The organism is Treponema saccharophilum DSM 2985 (genome assembly GCF_000255555.1).
GTDB classification, from domain to species: Bacteria; Spirochaetota; Spirochaetia; order Treponematales; family Treponemataceae; genus Treponema_D; species Treponema_D saccharophilum.
In genome coordinates, this window is sequence record NZ_AGRW01000051.1 from 103,139 (window position 1) to 124,125 (window position 20,987).

Genomic DNA, 20,987 nt, shown 5'->3' on the forward strand with positions numbered 1-20,987 from the left:
GCCGCCACCTTCTCCCGTCATGACATATGGTGCCGGCAGTCCTACTCGGCCTGCCTGTCCCGCCCGCACCCCCGCGCCGATATTCTCCGTATGGAAGAAAAAAACGAACACACGGCCGCGCACTATTCTTTCGACACGGCGAAAATGGGGCGGAACGTCAAAAGGATACGGGACGCGTTCTCGGCATTCAGGGACGACTTCAGGATTGCGTATTCATTCAAGACGAACGCGTCCCTGCCCGTCATCAGCGAGGCGCTCAAGCTGGGTCTCGATGCCGAGGTCGTCTCCCCTTACGAATACGGCATCGCGAAAAAGGCCGGCTTTCCGACGGGACGGATAATCTACAACGGCGTGATAAAGGACGAGGCGACCATACGGGACTGCGCGCTCGGCGGAGGAATGGTGAACCTCGACAACGAGGAGGACGTGAAAATCGCGGCGAAGATAAGCGCGGAGACGGGACGACCGATTCCCGTCGGGCTTCGGCTCAATTTTCAAATCGGAAACGGAATACGCTCGCGGTTCGGTATCGACGTCGCCTCCCCCCTCTTCGACACCGCCCGGAAACTCGACGGGACGGGATTCGTCGTCACCGCCCTCCACTGCCATTTCACGGCAGGAAGGAAAATCGAGACATGGAAGAAGCGCGTTTCGGAGATGAAAAAATACGCCGCCCTTTTTCCGAACGCAAAAAGGCTCGACTTCGGCGGGAACATGGCGGAAATGGACGGAAACGACATGATGGAACAATACGCCGCCGTCATTTCGACTATAAAAAAGGAGCACGTGCCGGTGATAGAGCCAGGAACGCCGATAATATCGGATGCGGTCGACCTTGTCGCGCACGTGACGCACATAAAAGAAGGGTTCGTTTTCCTCGACTGCTCGGCATCCGACCTCGGGATGCACGCAGGAAGCGACTGGTGCCGGATAGAGATGCGCCGCTCCCCCGACGTAATGGACTCGACGCGCGTAAAGGTTGAGGGAGCGCGGCTTGTCGGCTATACATGCATGGAGCACGACGTGCTGAAAAAAAGCTTCTCCGCGACTATCGGCGTCGGAGATTCAGTCATATTCAGGAATATCGGCGCGTATTCATCCGCCTGGGCGAACGATTTCATCTGCCCGCCGCTTGAGACCATCGCGTCAGACGGGACATAAAAAAACACCCGGAATCCAGCGCGTGAATCCGGGTGGAAAATCATCAGCCGATTTCAGAATCGACAGCTTTCGCCATCGTTATCGCGCGGCCGTCGGCGAGAAGCTTCTTTCCCGCGACCTGAACGGTTCCGCCGACCGACTCAATCTTGACGGAAAAGAACTCGTCACCGGTAATCTCGGCTTTCTTCGCCGCGGAGACATCAGCTCCCTCAAGGACGACCTTCGTTCCGGGGTTTGCCCACGAAACGTCAATCACCTCGACCATCGCCTTTCCGTCCTCCGTGTAGTCGCCTGCGAGGAGCATTCCGCGGCTCTCGACGCCGCGCATCGTCCTGGGCGCGAGGTTTGACGCGATGATGACCGATTTTCCGAGCAGCTCCTGTTCCGTAAGGTACGCCCGAAGCCCGGACTGTATCGTTCTCGGAACGCCGCTTCCGTCGTCGAGCGTCTCGATGAAAAGCTTGTCGCTGTCCGGATTCGGCTTCACTTCCACGATTTTCGCCACCGTAAGCTCGATGTTCGCGTTGAAGAAATCAGCCTGCTGCCCGACAGGAAGAACCGAAGGCTCTTTTTTCTCCTTCTTTTCCTTCTTCTTGGATTTCTTCTCCTTTGAGGCATCCCCCGCGGAATCTCTGTCTGCCTGGTTTCCGGCGAATTTGTTGCGGAATGTCGAAGTCGCGTCATCGTCGAGGCGGCTGAAATAAATCTTCGTCTCCCCGATATCAGAAAGCCCGCCGAATTTCCCGAGGTCGTCCCACGTGAGCGCGCCATCCCCGTCGCTCTCGCCGTACTTGGCGCAGGCGATTGTCTTTCCGAGATACCCCGCGACGACCTGCGAATACTTCGGCATGTACGGCTGGATGAGAATCATAAGATCCTTTATCGCATAGACGAGATTGTAGAGGATGTCGTCCGCCGCCTGCTTGTTCTCCTTTATCGCCTTCCACGGCTCAGCATCCTGGAACGCCTTGTTGCAGATGTCCGAAATCTCGAAAATCTCGTGGAGCGCGTCCTTGAGCTCGGCCCATTCGAGAAGCTCCGTCACGCGACGCTCCTTCTCCTCGATTTTTGCCCAGAGCGCCTCGTCCTTTTTTCCGTCGGGAATCTTCCCGCCGTAGTTCTTCGCCGTAAAGGTGAGCGTCCTGTTGACGAGGTTTCCGAGGTTTCCTATAAGCTCCTTGTTGTATTTCTCCTGGAAATCGCTCCACGTGAACTGGTAGTCCTGCTTCTCGGGGCGGTTGAAATAGATGTAGAACCGCCACGCGTCGCTGGGAAGCCCTGACTCAACGGCATCTGAGCCGAAAACGCCGATTCCCTTCGACTTCGAGAATTTCCCCGACTCGTAGTTGAGGAATTCGGTTGACGACATGTGGAAAAGCTTCGTGAAATCCATCCCCGAGCCGATTTCCGAGCACGGGAAGACGACGGTATGGAACGGAATGTTGTCCTTCCCGATAAACTGGAAAAGCTGAATCTCCGCGCCGTCCTCGAATTTCTCGCTGCTTTCGGACGGGAGCCACCATTTTCTCCAGTCGAACGACTTCTTTCCCGCGGCGGCAAGCTCGTCCGCGAGCTGCTTCGTTATCGACATATATCCGATAGGCGCGTTGAACCAGACGTAGAAAACTTTGTTCTCATACCCTTCTTTCGGGACGGGAATTCCCCATTTGAGGTCGCGCGTAATCGCCCGCTCGTTCAGACCGTCGCGAATCCATGCCTTCGTCATCTGTATGGCGTTCTGGCTCCAGCGTCCTGAAACGCTTGCCGTCGCCATCCATTCCTCGAGTTTCGGTGCGATTGACGGAAGGTCGATGTACAGATGCTTCGTCTCGCGGACTTCCGGAGTCGAGCCGCAAGTGTGGCATCTCGGCTCCAGAAGCTGCGTCGGGTCGAGGAGCGTTCCGCACGAGTCGCACTGGTCCCCGCGCGCGTCTTTCGCGCCGCACTTGGGGCATGTTCCGTCAACATAGCGGTCGGCGAGGAACATCGAGCACTTCGTGCAGAAAAGCTGCTTCGTCACGTGCTCCTTTATGAACCCGTTCTCGTCGAGCTTCTTGAATATGAGCTGCGTTATCTCCGTGCATTCCTCGTTCGACGTGCGCCCGAATTTGTCGAACGCGATCCCGAACCATTCATAGATGTCCTTGTGTATTTTATAGAAGAAATCGCACAATTCGCGCGGAGTCTTGTTGTCCTGAAGGGCTTTCGTCTCCGTCGCCGTTCCGTATTCGTCCGTGCCGCAAACGTACATCGTCTCATACCCGCGCGAGCGGCAGAAACGCGCGAAAACGTCAGCGGAAAGCATCTGTATAAGGTTCCCGAGATGCGGGATGTTGTTCACATACGGCAATGCCGACGTGATTAATCTTTTAGTCTTTATGTTCTTCATATCTTTCATAGCGCGAAATTATACTTTTTTGCATGCCTTTGCACAATGAAATCAGAAATAATGAATACCCGCGTCTTGATTTTCAGCGTAAACACCTTCCGATTATTCCGCATGAAAGCCCGAGCTGTCGGTCTTCGCAATACGAAAAAAAACAGAAGCCTTTCCTAGCGGCGTTTTTTGGGAGTTATTATCGCGAAGTTGACGGTCTTCTCCATTTCAAGGCCGCCGGTCAAATCGACGTTCCAACAGAGAGACGCGACGAACGTCCCGTTCTGGCGGGAAATCGGCATGAATATGACGTCGCAGTTCTCGTTCGGCTCGTAGACGAAGGAGATGTCGTTGAACGTGTCCGTTATCTGCACGAACGAGACATCCGGAAGCGTGAACGATGGCTCGTCGCCGCCATCGGAAATCGTCATCTTCTCGGACGAGCAGTCGGAGCCGTGGATAGCCTCGACGGAATAGCTGTTCGACTCGGGATTTATGAAATCCATCTGCGTGAAATTCGACTCGACGACGAGACGCCCCTTCAGCGCGAACTGGCTCTCGTTCTTCACGATGAACTGGACCATGAAACCGTTCGAGTTCGCGACATATTTCTTTATTATCGAAACAGGCTGGACATTTCCGTCGTCATCGGTGAATTCGCCCATGCCCAAAAGCTTCGCCTCGTTTCTCTGCCCGTTGAAATCGACCTCATCGAACAGGCAGTTCGAAAAAACGCCGTCCGTCCTGCCCGATGCCGACCGGTACGCAAAAAATTCGGCGTCATTCATTATATAGCTGAGGAAAAATCCCCTGCCGTCATCGTTGTCGACATAGTTTCCCGAATTCTTCATCACATCGAACTCGAAAATTTGCGCGCCCCGGGGGGAAACGCAGGCGCAGAAATGCCCCATCGAGAAAATGTACTCGTCGTGCCCGTCGCCGTCGTAGTCATAGCGGGTCGTCGTATCGCGGTACAATCCGTCGCCGGAAGCGTCGCGAATCATCTTCTCCGCCTCGACGAGGTTCCTGTAGGCAAGCTGCCGCATCCGGGCAGAGCGCCCGAGATACGCCTCTCCGGACTGCGAGACCCAAAGGCTGTCGCGTGCGCTGTTCCTCCGCCCCTTGTCGCCGCGGCACTGCGAGAGAAGCATGCTTATATGGAGCATCCTGTTGTAGAGCGCCTTGCTTCTCTGGTGAGAGAGCAGGAAATCGAAAATATTTCCCGCGCCGTAGCCGACCGCCATTCCCGAGGGGACGTAGCACTGAACGAAATCGTCGCACTCGCTGAAAAAATCGACGGGGACGGTAACTTCAATCCTGTCGGAGAATTCGCCGCGCGCGAGGCTGAACATCTCCTGCATCCATCCGGAATCGAACATCGCGGGAAACTGCTCCTCGTCAATCTGAATCGAGGCGATGCGCTCGAATCCGTCACCGGGAAGCGAGCAGCTTTTTTTGAGGATGCGATCGAGAAAATCGCGGGGGCTTTCGCTTCCGTCGGGGACGAACGACTCGTCCTGGACGACAATCTTCACGGACGCGCCTTTCTCGTTCGATATGTACGGGAGGAACGGGTTCTTGTCGGGAACGAGCGAGCTGTTCACGAACGCGTACTCCATGCCGCAATTGTGGAGGGACGGGATGAGGGAATTGTCCCAAACGGAGGCGCAGAGCATGATTCCGCGCGGCCGCTTCCCGAAAATGCGTCGCAGCTCCGACGTGAGGAATTCTATCTGCCCGCTCCTGTCAATCGGAAAGACGGTCGGAAGCAGCGGCTCGTAAAAACCGCCGCCAAGCACCTCGACCTGCCGTTTCGCGACCATCTTCGTAAAAATCTTGGTGAATTCGGGATGCGCTCCCTCAAGCCACAGCAGAAGCTGTCCCGGAAAAAAAACGCTTGCCCGGCACGACGGGTTCTGATAAAAAAAGGCTGCAACGTTCTTGTAGACAGCCTGATATACCTTCTCCAAATCGGAAGGCTTCTGCAACGCGGAGTATTTGAATTTTAGGGATAGAGATACGTTCAGTTTTTTCGGTTTTTTCATATCCTGTTCTTCGCGGAGAAGAGTTTATAGCAACTTTTCCAAAATTTAAAGCCACGGTTTTCGACGGACGGCCTCGTCTCGCAGAACGAGATGAGGGAGACGGGACATGCATCGATGCATTTTCCGCACCCATCGCAGGCGGAATTGACGACGGCGACGCCATCGACTATGGAAATCGCATTCTGCGCGCATATCCGCTGGCAGTCTCCGAAACCGATGCACCTGTTCTCGCCCATGTATTGGGAACCGTAGACGGAAAAGAAAAGGCTGCAGCTCCTGTCGCCGTTATACGAAAGACGCACGTCGGGAACTTCCCCCGTACCCGAATCGATGCGCGCGTATCCACGGAACGTCCGTCCTGAAAGGCGGTCGTTTCTCGCGGCGGTGCTCTCGATTGAATCGTCGTTCAGGTACTCCTCCGCAGAAAGAAGCTCGTCTATGCCGTCGTAGCGGAGGCGTATCGCGGGAACGAAAAAACCGAAGAAAAAGAAAAGCATCCCGCTGCACCCGAGGACAATCAGAAAAAGAAAAACAAACGACACGACCATTTTTAACCTTCCTTATTTTAATTCGCCTTCCGAAAGAACCGCTCACAGAACGTTCAGCCACGATATGTTCCAGCCGCAAATCGCAATTATGACGGCGGCAAGGCTCACGAAAAGCACGGGATAAATCTTTATCCCGTTCGGGTTCGTGTAGAAGCTCACCCTGTTCCGTATCGCGTAGAAAATGAAAATCAGCAGGTAGAACGAAAACACGCACGACACCGATATGACGACGGCATGTCCGAGCGAGACGCCCTCGCCGAGCGCGAGAAGCGTGCTGAGTATCGTGACGGAGAATTCGGCGCTCGATTTTTTTATTCCGACACCGATGAAAATCTCGATGATAATCGAGAACACGAGGAATATTAGGAGCGTGACGAACGGATAAATCTCCGAGAACCCTATCGGGGCGAGAAGCCAGTCGTTCACGAGGTAGCCGACGGCCGTCGATGACGAGACGGTCGAAAGAGCCTTTATGAACGAGAGCATCATTTTCGACGAGTCGTCCTTCAGCGACATCGTGCGCCCGAGCCCGATTCCGTAGAAAAAAACCGCCGACGCAGATGCAATGTAATAGATAACAACGGAAATCATTTCTCATCCTCCCCATTTCCTGCGGCAAGGGCGCTGGCGACGATGCCGAGCTTCTGCCTGACGAATATGACGAGCAGCAGCGACACCGCGACGAGCGCAAGCGCGCCGGGAACCGTCGCGAGGAACACGCCCGCACCGGTCGGCTTCCCAAAAAACGGCAGGTGGAAAACGATGATTCCGCCGTTTCCCGGAACGGAGAACGTCGCGTACCCGACAAGCTCGCGGATGAGGAAATACACGAGCGAATACGCCGTAACGAGGACGCTCCTCGACATGCTCGCCGCAAGGTGCTCGCCAAGCCGGGAATCGTTCCGGTCGAAGAAAAACGATATCGCCACGGCCGACAGCGCGGGAAGATAAAGGCTGAACCCGAGCGCAAGCGCCGCGACTGGACAAATGACAATCAGCAGTTGCTTGTAGAGAACCGTGACGAATATAATCTCGAACGCGACGAGAATATTCCTGAAATTCTCGATGCGCATCCTGTTCACGAGATGGTAGAACAGCGTCACGCTCGCCATCTGTATATTGAAAAGGACAAGCACCAGAACGCCGTACGCGAACTGCCCCGGGACGGGGACGAGAATCGAAAGCATCGCCGCTATATGGAAATAAATGCTGCTTCTCTGCGCCTTTGTGTCGTTCATAAATCACCCTCCGCCGGAATTTTTGCCCGTGAAACAATCCGCGGAACCAACGAAATCCAGTAATTCATGATTCCGCGCGAAATCCTCGAGGACAGGACGGGAACGGTACGCCCGAAATCCCCGACGTATCCCTCGAACGAGACGCCGCTTCCGTCGCGCGCGCAGGTGAAGACGGCTGGGACGGGTCCGACAAGGGACGGAACCCTGACGACAAGCGCGAGCCTTCCGCCGGCATCCTTCCCATCAAGCTCGTAAAGGGCGCTGCTCGTCGATATCATCGAATCAAGCTCGACGAACCTGCCGACACGGACATCGCCGCCCGATTTTTCCAGGACGCCTTGAATCTCCGCCGCAAGCCCCTTTTTCCATGACGGGCGGGCACCCCAGACGGCGGCGAACATCGCGGCAAGCATCGCAAGCAGAATCCCGAAGAAACTGCCGTAAATCACAAGGTTTTTCTTAGTCTTCGCTTTCATTCGGCACCCCCTCGACTATCGATTCCGTATATTTCCGCTCAATCCTGTTCTCCATAACCTGTATGAGCGGCGAGAGGACGTTCATCACGAGGACGGTAAAGGCGATTCCCGCAGGGGACGTTCCCGCGCCGACGAGGAAGAACGCGACGCAGCCGGCAGCAATCCCGTAGAAAACGCGCCCGCGGTTCATCATCGGGACGGTCCCGCGCCACTGCAATATAAAAAGCGCGCCGAAAAGCGTCCCGCTCGAAAGATACGCGAGAATCACGTCCCCCTGAAGGAACGGTCCCGCGCACAGGAACGGGGCGACGACGCGGACGAGAAGCCCGTAAACGGCCATAAAGAGGCACGGAATGAGGACGGGATACACGTCGAACGCAAACAGCACTATCGAAGATATGAGCGTCAGGAAATTGAAGCGGAAAGCCGGAATCACCGATTTCGAGTCCCAGAACAGCGAGACGTACCCGTCCGGAATCGACACGCCGAGAACGCTGAAAACCTTCGCGTTCAGGAAATTCGTTATCCGGGCATCGAGCGGAACCATCGGGAACGCGCCGTTCTTTATGAGGGAAAGCGCGACGTTCCTCGACTGCAAATCCTCCGCAGTGATGGAAATCTGCGGAAAATAATCGGCGCCGACAATCCAGCACACGGCGACGGTCGCGGCGACAGGGTTAACCCACGAGCGCGCGAATCCCCCGAGAACGAGCTTGTTCACCAGAAGGACGCACAGCGACACGAAGAAAACGGCGACGAGCGGATACGTCGACGGAAGGAGAAGCCCTATCGAGATTCCCATCATCAAATCAAGCATCCACACGAAGGAATCCTTCGAGCGCGCGTCGGCATCGGCGAACTCCGAAAGGAAGGCGGCTGAAAGCGACGCGCAGATTACGAATATCGAGGGAAAACTTCCCGTGACGAAAAGCATAACGACCTGCAGGACGAGAGCCGCGACTATGAAGTACGTCTCCGTCGTGACGGAAGGCCTAAGATAACGGAACGGCCCGAGCTCGACACGCTCGAATCCGCGCGACTTCCGCGCCGTTTTTTTACTGAATCCCGAAAACAAACTCATTTCCTCCACACTTCCCTATATCGACTCTGATTTCGCAAGCGCAATCATCTGCTTGAGCGGCAGTCGCGACGGGCAGACCGAATTGCAGAGCCCGCACTCGATGCAGAGCCGAGCCGACTCAATGACGGTCTTGCTGTCGTCGAAATCGTGGATGTCGTCGTCCTCAACGTTCCTGAAAACGCGGTATATGTTCCCAGGCCACAAGTTGACCGGGCATATTTTCCGGCACTGCCCGCAACGCACGCAATTTTCGACGCTCTGGAAGCGGACTTCCGCGGACGGGATGAACTCGACTGACTTTACGAATTTCGAGACGGGAACATCGAGGCTTCCGACGCAGACGCCCGAGACGATTCCGTTCACGACTATCCGGGAAAGCTTCTTCTTGAAGCCGCCGCACTGCTCGGCAACCTCACCGAGCGTGGTCCCGATTTTGACGTTCAGTATCGCGGCGGAATTAAGACAGTCGCCCGTGACATGGACGAACCGCCCCATAACGGGAACCCTCTCGACTGCAGCCTCGAAGGCGGACAGGGCAGTCTGCGGGTCTATGAACAGCGCGGACGAATCGCGGAACCCGTCCGGCTCGAAGCATCCCGCGATATCGGGATTATCCTTGACGAGCGCTTTCGACGCCGAGCGCGACGCGAAAACCAAATCGAGCGCGGTGCCTGACGGATAGTGCTTCCCGTCGACGCCGACGCGCAGAACCGCGATGCCGGGAAAAAGCTCCTGGTCGGGGGAGCCGTCATCCTTCGAGACGCGGTATATCCTGCGTGATTCCGCGCTCTGCTTCTCGTACGCGAAAACGACGGCCGCAGCCCCGCACGCCCGAGCAATCACGGCAGTCCCCTCGATTACTTTCTCCGAGAAATTCTCCGCGACGAAGGAATCGACGACTCGGCTCGGGTCATCGTCGAAAAGCCTGACGAAAACGACCTTCCGCTCCTCCGTCGAAATCTCGTTGAAGAGCGTGGACATATCCTTGAACGTGTTGACGATTCCCGCCATCCTGATGACCTGAAGAAGAGAATCCCTTCCGAGCGCGCGCCAGTCGTGACGGGAGCGTTTTTTCCCGACGAAAGAGAATTTCCCGCCGAGCTTTATCCGTATCGCCTTTCCCTGCTTTCCGTTCGCGTACTGCTCGCCGCCGATTGCGCTGACAGTCCCAGGAACGGGCGAATGGACGTTCACGCCGCCGCCCACGGCGACAATCTGCCCCTCCGCGACGACATCGCCCACGGAGACGACAGGCTCGACGGGTATCTGCGACTTCTCCTCCTCGATGGGAACGATGGCGGTAGAAGGGAGGAAGGAGTTCAGCGAACGGCTGAACAGCCCCTTGTCCTCTGAATAGAAATTAGACGCTGAAACCATTTTTCAATCCTGATTTTTTTACAATCACAAAATGATACACGACAAAAGCCAGCGGTATCAACAAATAAAGCAAAGCGGACAGCAGACCGAACTGCTCGCCGCCGGACGCAGAATCGGCAGGAACGAACGCGAAGCCGCGCTCCCCCTGCGACAGAATCACTTTCTCGAGGGAATCGCCCGCCGCCATGACCTCGGCGGAAACGGACGACCTGAAATCATCATCATAGCTGAGGACAGTCCGCTCAACGGGAACGATAAGCCCCTCCGGCGACTCCTCGAAATCGACGACGGACACGAAATCCCCGTCCTCCGCCTTTTCGGAGCCGGAAGAGCCGAGCGCCGAAAGACGCCTGTACGGCCATGAAGCCTCGCTCCATCTCCACGCGAAAAAATCGTCCCGGCAAGGAAGTTCCGTTCCGGCCCCATCGGCGACGGGCGCGGGAATTTTTGGCGCAGAGGAAACTGACGGCGCGGAAATCCCGAACGAGAACCCGCCGAACCCCGAATCCATGCCGCCCGTGCAGGCGACGACGCAGACGAATGCGGCGGCAAGGAAGGCCGATGCCGCGAACCGCCCAGCCGCGACGGGGGCAAGCCTCCTTCTGCACGGGAAAAATCCGAGCGTCATGTCCCGAACGGAATCGAAAAGATAGAGGCAGGCAAGGGAATCCGCGACGGAAACAACATAAAGGACCGCGTTTCCGGCACCGGAAATCAAAAGGATGAGGAACGGCAAAAGCGCGGCAGACAACGCCGGCACAGAGCGGAACAGCGCGCCGGCAAAATCGAAACGGCGGAGCTTCCGCAAGACGGCAGCAGAGCAGATGATGGAGAACGCGCACGCAAGCGCGACCGACAGGAACGGCCGTGAAATCACGAGGGCGACGGGAAACGCCGACGCGGCAAGAAAAACCCTCCGCGGTCGAACGAACGGAAGCGCCCCCAGCACCGCGGCGAGGAGAATGACGACAGGAACTGCCGGATATCCCCCGTGCCCGCCGCCGTCCGTCCCCGCAGAAACGCCGTCTAGCGCGCACAACGCGGAAACAGCGACCGGAAGGCATGATTCATCGGAATCGGGAATGTAGAACAGCATGGCCCCGCCCTCCGCGTCGGAGAAAAAGGCGTTCCGGCGGACAGCATACCCGTCACCGAAATGGACGGGGACGAACGACGAAGAGCTGCTTACGACGGAAGCGCAGCCGGACTCCTCCAAAACGGAAAGCACGGCGGATTCGGACACGGGGCCGGAAACGTGGAGGACGCGATATCCGTCCCAAAGCCTGCCTCCGGAAGACGGCATCTTGCCCAAAAAGAAGAACAATGGAAATGAAAAGAGGCAGACTGCAGCGCAGGCCGCCCAAAAAAACAAAATTCTGAACCTAGACATCATTCATTCACTTGAGAACCGAGAAAGCCATCCCCACGAAAATGCCGAGAAGAACGCCGACGAACACCTCCAGCGGGGAATGGCCGTTCACCTCCTTCACCTGCTGGACGTCCTCGGGAAGCTCCTCCTCTTTCGGAAGTTCCTTCTCGACGCTCTTCTTCTCGAAGAAATTCAACACGGATATTATCTCGTTTATTCTCCTCGCATGGATTCCGTTCGCGCGGCGCACGCCGAGCGCATCGCGTATCGTTATGAAGAAAAGCACGAACGAAACGATGAACACGTCCGAGTCCAGTCCGGACCTCAGGCCGACACATGTCGCGACGCAGGAGACGACGGCGGAATGGGATGAAGGCATCCCGCCGGTACGCCAGAACATCAAATCAAAAAGCTCAATCAGACTGTGAACTTTTCCAGAAAATAGCTTGATAATCGTTTTTAGGAATTGCGCGCACACCCAACTGAACGCACACGCGAGAAACGTCGGGCTAACAAGCAAGGTGTGAATCTGCCCACTCACAGTCGAAAACATGCGGTGATTCTAGCAATATGGACTCTTTTTTTCAATATGATAGAATCCACGCATGGATTTCAGGCATTTCAACGCGGGCAGGGACGACGACGGAAAGCGGCTCGACAAAATCGCGCGGCGGCTTCTCGGAACGGAGTCGCTCTCCCCGCTCTACAAGGCAATCAGGAAAGGGCTCATCAAGGTAAACGGGAAAAAAAGCCGCGAGGACACGCGGATTAAGGAAGGCGACGTCATATCGGTCGCAGCCGTCATACTCGCGCAGGAAAGCGCGCAGCAGAAAAAGCCCCGGGCGGAAACAGGCTTCCCGCATCTGGACGAAGTGTTCCGCAACGGGCACCTGCTCGTAATCAACAAGCCCTACGACATGCCGGTCCAGCCGGCGCGCGGCGGGGCGAAATCGCTCAGCGAAATCGTCGAGGCGGAGCGTCTGTCTTCGGAAAAAGCGGGAACATCGCTCTCGTTCAGGACGGGTCCCCTCCACCGGCTCGACAGGAAGACGACGGGGCTTCTCGCCTTCTCCCAGGACGCGGAGGGAGCGCGCATCTTCTCGGAAATGATGAGGGAACACCGCCTCGAGAAGCGGTACATCGGAATCGTCCTCGGCTCGATGGAGAGCGCCGCGAAATGGACGGACAGAATCGAGCGAGGAAGCGGCGCGGAAGCGGGCGGCACGGCATTCGCGACGGTAACCGTCCTCGGCGCGGAAGCGGACGGCGGGAAGGAGAGCATCACCACGGCCGAGCCGATTGCGCGCGGGACGATGTGCGGGAAGGAAGCGACGCTCGTCTCGTTCACCATCGAGACGGGACGGACGCACCAAATACGGGCGCAGTCCGCCGCGAACGGCTTCCCGCTTCTCGGGGACGAGGCATATGGCGGCGGGAAGATAAAATCGAGCAGGGATTTTTTCCTCCACGCGCTGGAAATCGTTTTCCATGACGAGGAAAAGAAAAAGGCGCTCGGGCTTCCGGACGCGCTTTTCGCGCCCCCCGCCCCGGACCTCGCCGACGCGCTCAAACTGTTCGGGTGCGTCATAGACGGCGGGACAATACGTGCCGGCGCGAAAACTTGATAAACGGGAATTCGCGCATTATTATCATCCCCGATGATTTTTCCGACTTTCTCCCGCATAACAGACTTTCTCCGCCTCCCGAAAAAGGGCATCACCGTGTACGCATTCTACGGCCCGAGCGGAACCGGGAAGAGCTACCGGGCGAAATTCATCGCGCAGAAACTCAAGGCGCGCGCCCTTATCGACGACGGCCTGCTCATCCAGGACGAGCGCATAATCGCGGGGAAGTCGGCAAAGCTCGAGCAGAACTACATGGGAGCCGTCAGGGTCGCGCTCTTCGACGACAAGGAGCACCGCGACTGGGTCGCCAAGGCAATCCTCTCCCACCACATCAGGAGAATCCTCGTGCTCGGAACGTCGGAGAAGATGATTCTCAAAATAACGACGAGGCTCCAGCTTCCGCCGCCCGTGAAATACATACGAATAGAGGACGTCGCGACGCCGGAGGAGATGGACGAGGCGAAGAGAAGCCGGCAGATAGAGGGAAAGCACGTCATCCCCGTCCGCTCGTACGAGATACGGCAGAAGGACAAATCGTACTCGAAGATATTCGTCGACTCCATCAGGATTGCCGTGGCGAAAAAACCGCTGCTCGCGAAGCTGTTCGGCATAAAGCAGCAGGCGGAGGTCGAGAAGGCGGAGGGGAACCAGCAGTCTAAGCTGTTCGAGAAATCGATAGTCCGCCCCGCGTTCTCGATTTACGCGAGGAAGAACATATCGCACGCATCCCTCGCGAGGCTGACGCTCGACTACACGGCGCAGTTCGACTCCGAGATACGGATGAAGAAGCTGTCGATAAAAAACGGGCCGTCCGGCTACACGCTCACGCTGACCGCGGACATGCCCTTCAACGGGGCGATAGCCGACATGACCCAAAAAATGAAGGATTTCGTAATAAAGATGATAGAGACGGAGACGGGCGTCCTTATCGAGGAGCTTTTCATCGTCGTCGACAAGATGCTGCAGCCGCGCGCGAAGCCCGTCATATAAAGGAAATGCGGTCAGCCCCTCCTCTGCCGTCTGGCCTGGGCGCGCGGAGGCTTCTGAATCCGCACGTTGACGCCGAGAGACAGGAGGGACGACTTTATCGCGAACTCGAGCTCCGTCCGCTGCGGGTTCATCGGCAGGACGAAGTTCCGGCACTGCGTCCACGTCCTCGTGTACAGCTCTCCGGCGGCCGAATCCGTGTCAACCTCCTTCTTCCAGTCCGTAAGGGTTCCTATGAAATCGCAGACGAGGAACGCGAGCTTTTTGCCGAACCGCGCGTCGGGATTGTCGCGCACGAACCCGTCAAGCTCCTTCAGATGAATCATGTAGCTTCTCTCGAATTTCCTGTCCGCGTACATCATCGCGCACGCCGACGGCTGGAGGTACATGAAGACGTCGAATTCAAGCGCGAGCGTAACGATTTCGAACGAATGCCCGCTGTTCACGATTTTCATGAGCTCCTCGGTGAGGCGCGACGGGGAGACAGCCGAGAGAAGATGCGCGGACTTCCTTATCCGGGAGCGGAGCGAGTGCGGCATCCTGCATCCGAGCGAGGACGCGTATTTTATGGCGCGGAGCATCCTCACCGGGTCGTCCTCGAATATGTGCTCGAGCGGTATGACGGGGCGCAGGACCTTCTTTCGGATATCCTCGACGCCGCCGACGTAATCCACGACCTGCTCCTTTATCGGGTCGTAGTACAGGGCGTTCGCCGTGAAGTCGCGCCGCTGCACGTCCTCGTCCATCGTCCCGAAATCGTTCCCGACGGAGCCGGACGCGACGGAACGGAACGTGGACACCTCGAAAATCTTCTCGCCGAAGAAAACGTGCACGAGCCTGAACCTTTTTCCTATTATCCTTGAATTCCTGAAGAGCCGCTTTATCTTTGACGGCGTCGCGTCGGTGACTATGTCGAAGTCCTTGGGCGACTTGCCCACGAGGAGGTCGCGGACCGCCCCCCCGACGATGTAGGCGTCGAACCCGCATCCGCGCAGGTGCTCGACAATCCTGTACGCATCCTGATCTATCCGTTCCCTCGGTATCAGGTGCTCGTCCTTCGTGTAGACGACGGCCTTGCGCACAGGCCTGCCTTTCTTGTCTGTAGAATAACGATATAACACAATGCCTCAATGATACCGATTCGGGGCGCGCTTTTCAACAAACGGCTTTTTTTGCCGGGAAAATGCCCTCTATTGTGGAAGAGCGCTTTTCGGAATAGAATCGAACACGCTTTTTTGAGCATCCAAACCTTTAAGGAGACGAAATTATGAAAAAGGTAATCAGCGGCAAGGTCCGCGAGGTTTACGATCTTGAGGACGGCCGCATGGTCATCGTGACGACGGACCGCATCAGCGCGTTCGACGTCATACTCCCCACGATGATAACGGACAAGGGCAAGGTCCTCAACGCGCTTTCGAACTACTGGTTCGAGCTGACGAAGGACATAGTGAAGAACCACATGATATCATCTGACCTAAAGGACATGCCCGCCGAATTCCAGAAGGACGAGTACGAGGGGCGGACAATCCTCGTGAAGAAACTCAAGATGATACCGTACGAGGTCATCGTCCGCGGATACATGTTCGGCTCCATGTACGAGGCGTACAAGAAGGGAGAGCCGTTCCTCGGCCACAAATTCGACAGGGCATACGAGCAGGCGGAGAAGCTCGAGGAGCCCATCGTCACGCCGTCAACGAAAGCAGCCGAGGGGCACGACATCAACGTCACCCTCGAATACATGAAGAACGACCTCGGAAAGGAGCTCGGCGAGAAGATTGAGAGCATGGCGCTCGCAATCTACAAGAAATGCTACGACCACGCATACAAGAACGGAATCATAATAGCCGACACGAAATTCGAGTTCGGCCTCGACGAGAACGGGGAGCTCGTGCTTGCGGACGAGGTGCTCACGCCCGACTCGAGCAGGTTCTGGAACCTTCAGGAATACAAGGTCGGCACAAGCCCGGCAAGCTACGACAAGCAGTTCGTTCGCGACTGGCTCAAGTCGAAGAACCTCGCGGGCGACCCGACCATAAAGGAAGTCGACGCCGACGTCGTGAAGCGCACGAGCGAGCTCTACCACGAGTGCGTCAGGAAGATAACGGGAAAAGACCTCTAGCGGTCAGGCGCCCCGGACAAAAAAAATCAAAACTGCCTCCAGGAGGTGGGAGGGTATCCCCGCCGAATCCGAACATCTGGATTCGGCGGGGATTTTTTCATGCGCGCGGAAAATCAGGAGCATCCGCGGGAGAGCGCCTCCTTGTAGACCTCGACGTATCCGTCGCAGCTCGCCTTCCACGAGAAGTCCATCGCCATGGCGCGCTCCTGCATCGCCCGAATGTGCTCCTTCCTGTTGTAATAGGCCCACACAGCCCAGCCCACGGTGTCGTATATGGCGCCCGGCGTGAGAGAGTCGAACATGAATCCGGTTCCCTCTCCCGTCTGCTCGTTGTAGTTCTCGACGGTGTCCGCAAGGCCTCCCGTGCGCCTGACAATCGGCAGCGTCCCGTAAAGCTCGCTGTACATCTGGTTCAGGCCGCACGGCTCGTACTGGGACGGCATGAGGAAGAAATCGGCGCCCGCCTCGACGAGATGGCTCACCCGCTCCGAATACCCGATTTTCGCGCGGAAGTTCGGGAGCTTCGACTGAAGCTCGCGGATTTCATCCTCGCACCACCGCTCGCCCGTGCCGATGACGGCGAACTGAACGTCCATCGTGGAGCATATCGAATACACCGAACCGTATGACGGCGCGAAAACCTCCGCGATTCCTTTCTGCGACACGAGGCGCCCGACCATGCCGACGAGCGGGACATCGGGGCGGACGGGAAGCCCGAACTCCTTCTGCAGCGCAGCCTTGCACGCAGCCTTGCCCGCCATATCGCCCGCGCCGAACCGTGCCGGTATGAGGCTGTCCGTAGCAGGGTTCCACACGGACTTGTCGACTCCGTTCACGATTCCGCGGACGACGTCGCTTCTCACGCGAAGGAGCCCGTCGAGGCCGAACCCGCCCTCGGGCGTCTGAATCTCATGCGCGTACGTCGGCGATACCGTGGTCACCATGTCGGCGCACGAAATTCCCGCCTGGAGGAAATTCAGCGCGCCGTTCCGCTCGAAGCCCGCGCCGTAGTACAGCCCCCAGTCGAGCCCGAGGTCGGGGAATTTGTCCTTCCCGAAGACGCCCTGATAGCCCATGTTGTGAATCGTGTACACGCTCGCCGTGTGCCGGAATTTCTCCTGCCAGCGGCAGACATGCTTGAGGAGGACGGTCGCCAGCCCCGCCGACCAGTCGTGCGCGTGCACTATGTCCGGGAACCAGCCGAGCTTGTTGCAGACCTGGAACGCGCCGTGGGCGAGGAGCGAGAAGCGGTACGTGTTGTCGGGGAAATCCGACGACGGAGTCGGCCCGTAGACGCCGTCGCGCCCGAAGCACTGCTCGTGGTCGATGAAATAGACCGTCGCCTTGGGGAATCCCGGAAGCGGCGCCGAGTAGACCTCGGTCCACTCCTGCCCGCCGCCCACGGGGACGCCCATCGCGCCAGGAAGCGGCGTGAGCTTCTTCCTGTCAATCTTGTAGTAGCGCGGCATGACAATCTTGACGTCATGCCCCTGCTCGCTGAGATTTCCGGCAAGGGCGGACACCGCGTCGGCAAGCCCGCCCGTCTTCGCGAAGGGAACGACCTCCGCAGAAACCATAAGAATCTTCATTCATGCATCTCCTTGATTTATCTACAGCGGAAAACCGTCATCCGATTTCGGCGACGGCAGCCCTGAAAGCGCGCTCCGAGTTGACTATGGTGGACTCGGGGACGCAGTACGCGAGCCTGAACCACCCCGGCCCGCCGAAACCGGCACCGGGCGCGCAGAGCACCAGATGCTTCTTCAGAAGGTCGCAGAATTCAGCGTCGCCGCCCGAAAAACGCCCCGGAACCTTGCAGAAAAGGTAGAACGCCCCCTCCGGCCGCGCGTACTCTATCCCCACCCTGTCAAGGATTTCCATGAGCAGGTCGCGCCTCCGCTCGTACGACGAGTAATCGACCTCTGCATCCCAGCTTTTCGCGACGACCTTCTGGAAGAAAGCCGGCGCGTTGACGCACCCGAGGACGCGGAGCGAGAACGTCACGGCGCCGACAAGCTCGGACGCGAACGAACAGCGCGGGCTCACGGCCACGTACCCAAGCCGCTCGCCCGGAAGCGACAAGTCCTTCGCGAACGACGTGACGACGACCGAATCGTCATAGCACTGGAACGCGGGCGCGACGACTGCGCCGTCGTATGTTATCGCGCGGTACGGCTCGTCGCACACGAGAAGCGGGGCGCGCGAGCACGACTCGGCATGCTTCCTGAGCACTTCCGCGAGCGACTCAATCTCGCCGCGCCTGTACACCCTTCCGGTGGGATTGTTCGGGGAGTTGATGAGCACCGCGGCAGTCCGCTCCGTAAGCCGGGCGCCTATCGCCCCGACATCGAGGGAGAAGCCGTCCCCCGGGGGAACCTCCACAAGGACGCCTCCATGGTTCCTTACGTAGTTCCGGTACTCCGCGAAGAAAGGAGCAGGGACGACGACCTCGTCACCGGGATTGACGACCGCCTTGAGGACGCAGTTGAGCGCGCTTGCCGCGCCTACGGTCATCACGACGTTCTGCCCGCCGACCTCGACCCCCTGCTCGGAGGAAACCTTCCGCGCCATCTCGTCGCGCACCCAGCCGTATCCTGCGTTCGGCATGTACCCGTGGGCGCCGTGCGCGCGGTCTCGGGCGACCTCCTCGATGGCGGCGAGCACCTTCTCCGGCGGGTCGAGATCCGGATTCCCGAGGGAGAAATCGAAGACGTTCTCCTCGCCATGTACCTTCTTGAGCGCGATGCCCTCCTCGAACATCCGCCTGATAGCCGATGCGCTCCTGCTGCCCATCAGCTCCTTCATATACTGTGCAATCATAATGCGCCATTATACCACGTATAAAAACAAAAGTTGCCACCGTCGCCGTTTTTCGGGCGTCATCCGGCAGCTTCCGCTCGAACTTTTGCGCCGTTTCCTCTATCATGGGGGAATGCTCACGGAGAGAATCAAAACAGCGGCGGTCGCAGCGGCGCTCTCGCTCGCCGCAGTCCATGCCGCCGCCTCGACGGCGCTCGGGATAGACTTCGACTCGATGTTCAACGGGAGGCTCAAGGAAAGCGACAGGGAAATCCTGGATTCCGGCGGAGTCGTTCTCAGGAGCGTGTCGTCGATGAAGAAGCTCTGCGTCAAGGACACGGAGGACACGAGGCTCGTGACGGAGCCGCTCAGGAACATCCTCAAATCCGGGTACATCGCGGAGATAATAAACTTCAGGCCGTACGAAGGGAACGAGGACCTCGTGGAGAGGATAGACGAGGCGATGTCCGATTTCCTGTCGTACACGGAAATCCCGTACTGGTCGGAGCACGAGCAGGCGTGGTTCCCGCTGTACAACTACGCCGAGGTCACGGAGACGCGAGAGCAGGACGGCGTGAAGACGATATTCGAGACGCTCGAGATGGACATGTTCGGGCGGTTCCACTCGCGCATAGACATCGAGAACAGGGGCGACACGTTCGTCTACAGGCTCCGGAACACGGACAAGCTGAAGTACAAGGGCATCTTCACCGTCATCCGCCCCGAGAAGATGCAGTCTGTCGTCGCGGTGTTCCGGCTGGGCAAAAACTGGGCGATATACGCCGTCGGGGGCGCGAACGTCATACGGCCGCCCTTCATAAGCGAGCGGGTCGAGCCCGCGTTCACCGGCCGCGTCAAGGCGTTCGCGGACTTCGTGTTCAGCAGAATAGACAGCTCCGGAGGAAAGGTGGAGAGCGCCATGGACAAAAGCGACGCATCCCGCGACTAGGGCGGTAACCGCAGGCGGGAGCGCTTTGTTATGTGTGAGCCTGCCCGCGGCGGGAATATCAGCAACGAAATCGGAACGAAAAGGAGAACGAAAATGAAAAACAACTTGAGAACGCTCATAATCGCGGCCGCCGCAATCATCTCGCCGGCCTTGTGGGCAAATCCGTTCAACAAGAACCTCACGGACGAGGAGCGCGCGACGCTCGGCTCGGGGAAGGTCCTCATCAAGAGCATAAGCTCCGTGAAGAAGGCGAGCGTTGACAGGACGGCGGAGACAGAGCAGGTCATCGACGCGATGAGGAAGCTCGGCCCGACATACATCGCGGAGATAATACAGGTGCGCCCCTACGAGGGCAACGAGAACCTCGTGGAGAACATAAACGCCGTCCTGTCCGACGTCTCGCAGTACGTGGGAATCCCCTACTACTCGGAGCGGACGGGCGAATGGTACCAGCTTTACAGCTCGGCGGAGACGACCGGGAAAACGGTCAGCGGGAACACGACCACGCTCTCGACGATACTGGAGATGTCCGTGTTCGGGAAGTTCAGGTCGCAAATCGACATAGAGAAGCGCGACACGAACTACTTCTACATGATGAAGAACCTCGACAAGCTGCGCTACCACGACAAGTTCAACGCCGTCGGGAAGGAGAAGATGCAGTCGGTCATAACCGTGTTCAGGGACGGGGACAACTGGATACTCTACGCCATAGGGGGCGCGGACGTGCTCAAAATCCCGTTCATGAGCGGAATCAACGAGCGCGTCGAGGTCTCGTTCATGAACAGGATAAAGACATTCTGCAACTACATATTCGAGAAAATCTAGGCCGGAAGCGG

General features: G+C 57.7%; 19 protein-coding genes. 6 read left to right on the top strand and 13 right to left on the bottom strand.

The window, feature by feature from the left end; all coding sequences use genetic code 11:
• Positions 1-90: 90 nt before the first annotated feature.
• Positions 91-1,161 carry a type III PLP-dependent enzyme domain-containing protein gene (locus tag TRESADRAFT_RS10285; protein WP_002705448.1) on the top strand — a complete coding sequence of 357 codons (1,071 nt, stop codon included), beginning with the start codon at positions 91-93 and terminating at the stop codon, positions 1,159-1,161.
• A 43-nt stretch (positions 1,162-1,204) separates the two neighbouring features.
• Here the strand turns inward: TRESADRAFT_RS10285 and metG are convergent, their stop codons facing one another.
• From metG to TRESADRAFT_RS10335, 10 genes are all read right to left on the bottom strand, one after another.
• On the bottom strand, positions 1,205-3,559 hold the full coding sequence (gene metG, locus TRESADRAFT_RS10290; protein WP_002705450.1) for a methionine--tRNA ligase: 2,355 nt from the start codon (positions 3,557-3,559) through the stop codon (positions 1,205-1,207).
• 155 nt (positions 3,560-3,714) lie between these two features.
• On the bottom strand, positions 3,715-5,583 hold the full coding sequence (locus tag TRESADRAFT_RS10295; protein ID WP_002705452.1) for a DUF1926 domain-containing protein: 1,869 nt from the start codon (positions 5,581-5,583) through the stop codon (positions 3,715-3,717).
• On the bottom strand, positions 5,580-6,131 hold the full coding sequence (locus TRESADRAFT_RS10300) for a 4Fe-4S binding protein (RefSeq protein WP_002705454.1): 552 nt from the start codon (positions 6,129-6,131) through the stop codon (positions 5,580-5,582). Before TRESADRAFT_RS10300 ends, TRESADRAFT_RS10295 begins: the two co-directional genes overlap by 4 nt.
• A gap of 42 nt (positions 6,132-6,173) precedes the next feature.
• A complete protein-coding gene (locus TRESADRAFT_RS10305; RefSeq protein WP_002705455.1) occupies positions 6,174-6,722 on the bottom strand; it encodes a hypothetical protein in 549 nt (182 codons plus the stop codon).
• Positions 6,719-7,369: a hypothetical protein gene (locus TRESADRAFT_RS10310; RefSeq protein WP_002705458.1), complete on the bottom strand. Its 651-nt coding sequence runs from the start codon at positions 7,367-7,369 to the stop codon at positions 6,719-6,721. The genes TRESADRAFT_RS10305 and TRESADRAFT_RS10310 overlap by 4 nt, the downstream gene beginning before the upstream one ends.
• Complete coding sequence (locus TRESADRAFT_RS10315; RefSeq protein ID WP_002705460.1) at positions 7,366-7,845, bottom strand: hypothetical protein; 480 nt, start codon at positions 7,843-7,845, stop codon at positions 7,366-7,368. The genes TRESADRAFT_RS10310 and TRESADRAFT_RS10315 overlap by 4 nt, the downstream gene beginning before the upstream one ends.
• Positions 7,829-8,926, bottom strand: a complete 1,098-nt coding sequence (locus TRESADRAFT_RS10320; protein WP_002705462.1) for an RnfABCDGE type electron transport complex subunit D — start codon at positions 8,924-8,926, stop codon at positions 7,829-7,831. Before TRESADRAFT_RS10320 ends, TRESADRAFT_RS10315 begins: the two co-directional genes overlap by 17 nt.
• Positions 8,927-8,941: 15 nt before the next feature.
• Positions 8,942-10,303: a 4Fe-4S dicluster domain-containing protein gene (locus TRESADRAFT_RS10325; protein ID WP_002705464.1), complete on the bottom strand. Its 1,362-nt coding sequence runs from the start codon at positions 10,301-10,303 to the stop codon at positions 8,942-8,944.
• Positions 10,287-11,606: a hypothetical protein gene (locus TRESADRAFT_RS10330; RefSeq protein ID WP_141607336.1), complete on the bottom strand. Its 1,320-nt coding sequence runs from the start codon at positions 11,604-11,606 to the stop codon at positions 10,287-10,289. Before TRESADRAFT_RS10330 ends, TRESADRAFT_RS10325 begins: the two co-directional genes overlap by 17 nt.
• A 94-nt stretch (positions 11,607-11,700) precedes the next feature.
• Entirely contained in the window at positions 11,701-12,225 is a 525-nt protein-coding gene (locus TRESADRAFT_RS10335) for a divergent PAP2 family protein (protein WP_002705466.1), read from the bottom strand.
• A gap of 52 nt (positions 12,226-12,277) precedes the next feature.
• Here TRESADRAFT_RS10335 and TRESADRAFT_RS10340 point away from each other — a divergent pair, with 52 nt between their 5' ends.
• Positions 12,278-13,297 carry an RluA family pseudouridine synthase gene (locus tag TRESADRAFT_RS10340; protein ID WP_002705467.1) on the top strand — a complete coding sequence of 340 codons (1,020 nt, stop codon included), beginning with the start codon at positions 12,278-12,280 and terminating at the stop codon, positions 13,295-13,297.
• Positions 13,298-13,330: 33 nt separating this feature from the next.
• Positions 13,331-14,287, top strand: coding sequence for a P-loop nucleotide/nucleoside kinase family protein (locus TRESADRAFT_RS10345; protein WP_002705468.1), 957 nt, complete (start codon positions 13,331-13,333; stop codon positions 14,285-14,287).
• A gap of 11 nt (positions 14,288-14,298) precedes the next feature.
• On the opposite strand, the gene pcnB is transcribed toward TRESADRAFT_RS10345, so the two are convergent.
• Complete coding sequence (gene pcnB, locus TRESADRAFT_RS10350) at positions 14,299-15,405, bottom strand: polynucleotide adenylyltransferase PcnB (RefSeq protein WP_040842887.1); 1,107 nt, start codon at positions 15,403-15,405, stop codon at positions 14,299-14,301.
• 146 nt (positions 15,406-15,551) lie between these two features.
• On the opposite strand from pcnB, the gene TRESADRAFT_RS10355 reads away from it, so the two are divergent.
• Positions 15,552-16,403 carry a phosphoribosylaminoimidazolesuccinocarboxamide synthase gene (locus tag TRESADRAFT_RS10355; protein WP_002705470.1) on the top strand — a complete coding sequence of 284 codons (852 nt, stop codon included), beginning with the start codon at positions 15,552-15,554 and terminating at the stop codon, positions 16,401-16,403.
• Between the two features lie 113 nt (positions 16,404-16,516).
• Here the strand turns inward: TRESADRAFT_RS10355 and TRESADRAFT_RS10360 are convergent, their stop codons facing one another.
• Positions 16,517-17,992 (bottom strand): glycogen synthase, encoded by a 1,476-nt coding sequence (locus TRESADRAFT_RS10360; protein WP_002705472.1) that lies wholly within the window; start codon positions 17,990-17,992, stop codon positions 16,517-16,519.
• Between the two features lie 37 nt (positions 17,993-18,029).
• A complete protein-coding gene (locus TRESADRAFT_RS10365) occupies positions 18,030-19,223 on the bottom strand; it encodes a pyridoxal phosphate-dependent aminotransferase (RefSeq protein ID WP_002705475.1) in 1,194 nt (397 codons plus the stop codon).
• 112 nt (positions 19,224-19,335) lie between these two features.
• Here TRESADRAFT_RS10365 and TRESADRAFT_RS10370 point away from each other — a divergent pair, with 112 nt between their 5' ends.
• Positions 19,336-20,151, top strand: coding sequence for a DUF6675 family protein (locus TRESADRAFT_RS10370; protein ID WP_002705477.1), 816 nt, complete (start codon positions 19,336-19,338; stop codon positions 20,149-20,151).
• A gap of 93 nt (positions 20,152-20,244) precedes the next feature.
• Positions 20,245-20,976 carry a DUF6675 family protein gene (locus tag TRESADRAFT_RS10375; protein WP_002705479.1) on the top strand — a complete coding sequence of 244 codons (732 nt, stop codon included), beginning with the start codon at positions 20,245-20,247 and terminating at the stop codon, positions 20,974-20,976.
• The last annotated feature ends 11 nt before the right edge of the window (positions 20,977-20,987 follow it).

Coding starts and splice junctions, on each gene's coding strand:
- TRESADRAFT_RS10285 (WP_002705448.1), top strand. CDS start 91: ATGGAAGAAAAAAACGAACACACGGCCGCGCACTATTCTTTCGACACG.
- metG (WP_002705450.1), bottom strand. CDS start 3,559: ATGAAAGATATGAAGAACATAAAGACTAAAAGATTAATCACGTCGGCA.
- TRESADRAFT_RS10295 (WP_002705452.1), bottom strand. CDS start 5,583: ATGAAAAAACCGAAAAAACTGAACGTATCTCTATCCCTAAAATTCAAA.
- TRESADRAFT_RS10300 (WP_002705454.1), bottom strand. CDS start 6,131: ATGGTCGTGTCGTTTGTTTTTCTTTTTCTGATTGTCCTCGGGTGCAGC.
- TRESADRAFT_RS10305 (WP_002705455.1), bottom strand. CDS start 6,722: ATGATTTCCGTTGTTATCTATTACATTGCATCTGCGTCGGCGGTTTTT.
- TRESADRAFT_RS10310 (WP_002705458.1), bottom strand. CDS start 7,369: ATGAACGACACAAAGGCGCAGAGAAGCAGCATTTATTTCCATATAGCG.
- TRESADRAFT_RS10315 (WP_002705460.1), bottom strand. CDS start 7,845: ATGAAAGCGAAGACTAAGAAAAACCTTGTGATTTACGGCAGTTTCTTC.
- TRESADRAFT_RS10320 (WP_002705462.1), bottom strand. CDS start 8,926: ATGAGTTTGTTTTCGGGATTCAGTAAAAAAACGGCGCGGAAGTCGCGC.
- TRESADRAFT_RS10325 (WP_002705464.1), bottom strand. CDS start 10,303: ATGGTTTCAGCGTCTAATTTCTATTCAGAGGACAAGGGGCTGTTCAGC.
- TRESADRAFT_RS10330 (WP_141607336.1), bottom strand. CDS start 11,606: ATGCCGTCTTCCGGAGGCAGGCTTTGGGACGGATATCGCGTCCTCCAC.
- TRESADRAFT_RS10335 (WP_002705466.1), bottom strand. CDS start 12,225: ATGTTTTCGACTGTGAGTGGGCAGATTCACACCTTGCTTGTTAGCCCG.
- TRESADRAFT_RS10340 (WP_002705467.1), top strand. CDS start 12,278: ATGGATTTCAGGCATTTCAACGCGGGCAGGGACGACGACGGAAAGCGG.
- TRESADRAFT_RS10345 (WP_002705468.1), top strand. CDS start 13,331: ATGATTTTTCCGACTTTCTCCCGCATAACAGACTTTCTCCGCCTCCCG.
- TRESADRAFT_RS10355 (WP_002705470.1), top strand. CDS start 15,552: ATGAAAAAGGTAATCAGCGGCAAGGTCCGCGAGGTTTACGATCTTGAG.
- TRESADRAFT_RS10360 (WP_002705472.1), bottom strand. CDS start 17,992: ATGAAGATTCTTATGGTTTCTGCGGAGGTCGTTCCCTTCGCGAAGACG.
- TRESADRAFT_RS10365 (WP_002705475.1), bottom strand. CDS start 19,223: ATGATTGCACAGTATATGAAGGAGCTGATGGGCAGCAGGAGCGCATCG.
- TRESADRAFT_RS10370 (WP_002705477.1), top strand. CDS start 19,336: ATGCTCACGGAGAGAATCAAAACAGCGGCGGTCGCAGCGGCGCTCTCG.
- TRESADRAFT_RS10375 (WP_002705479.1), top strand. CDS start 20,245: ATGAAAAACAACTTGAGAACGCTCATAATCGCGGCCGCCGCAATCATC.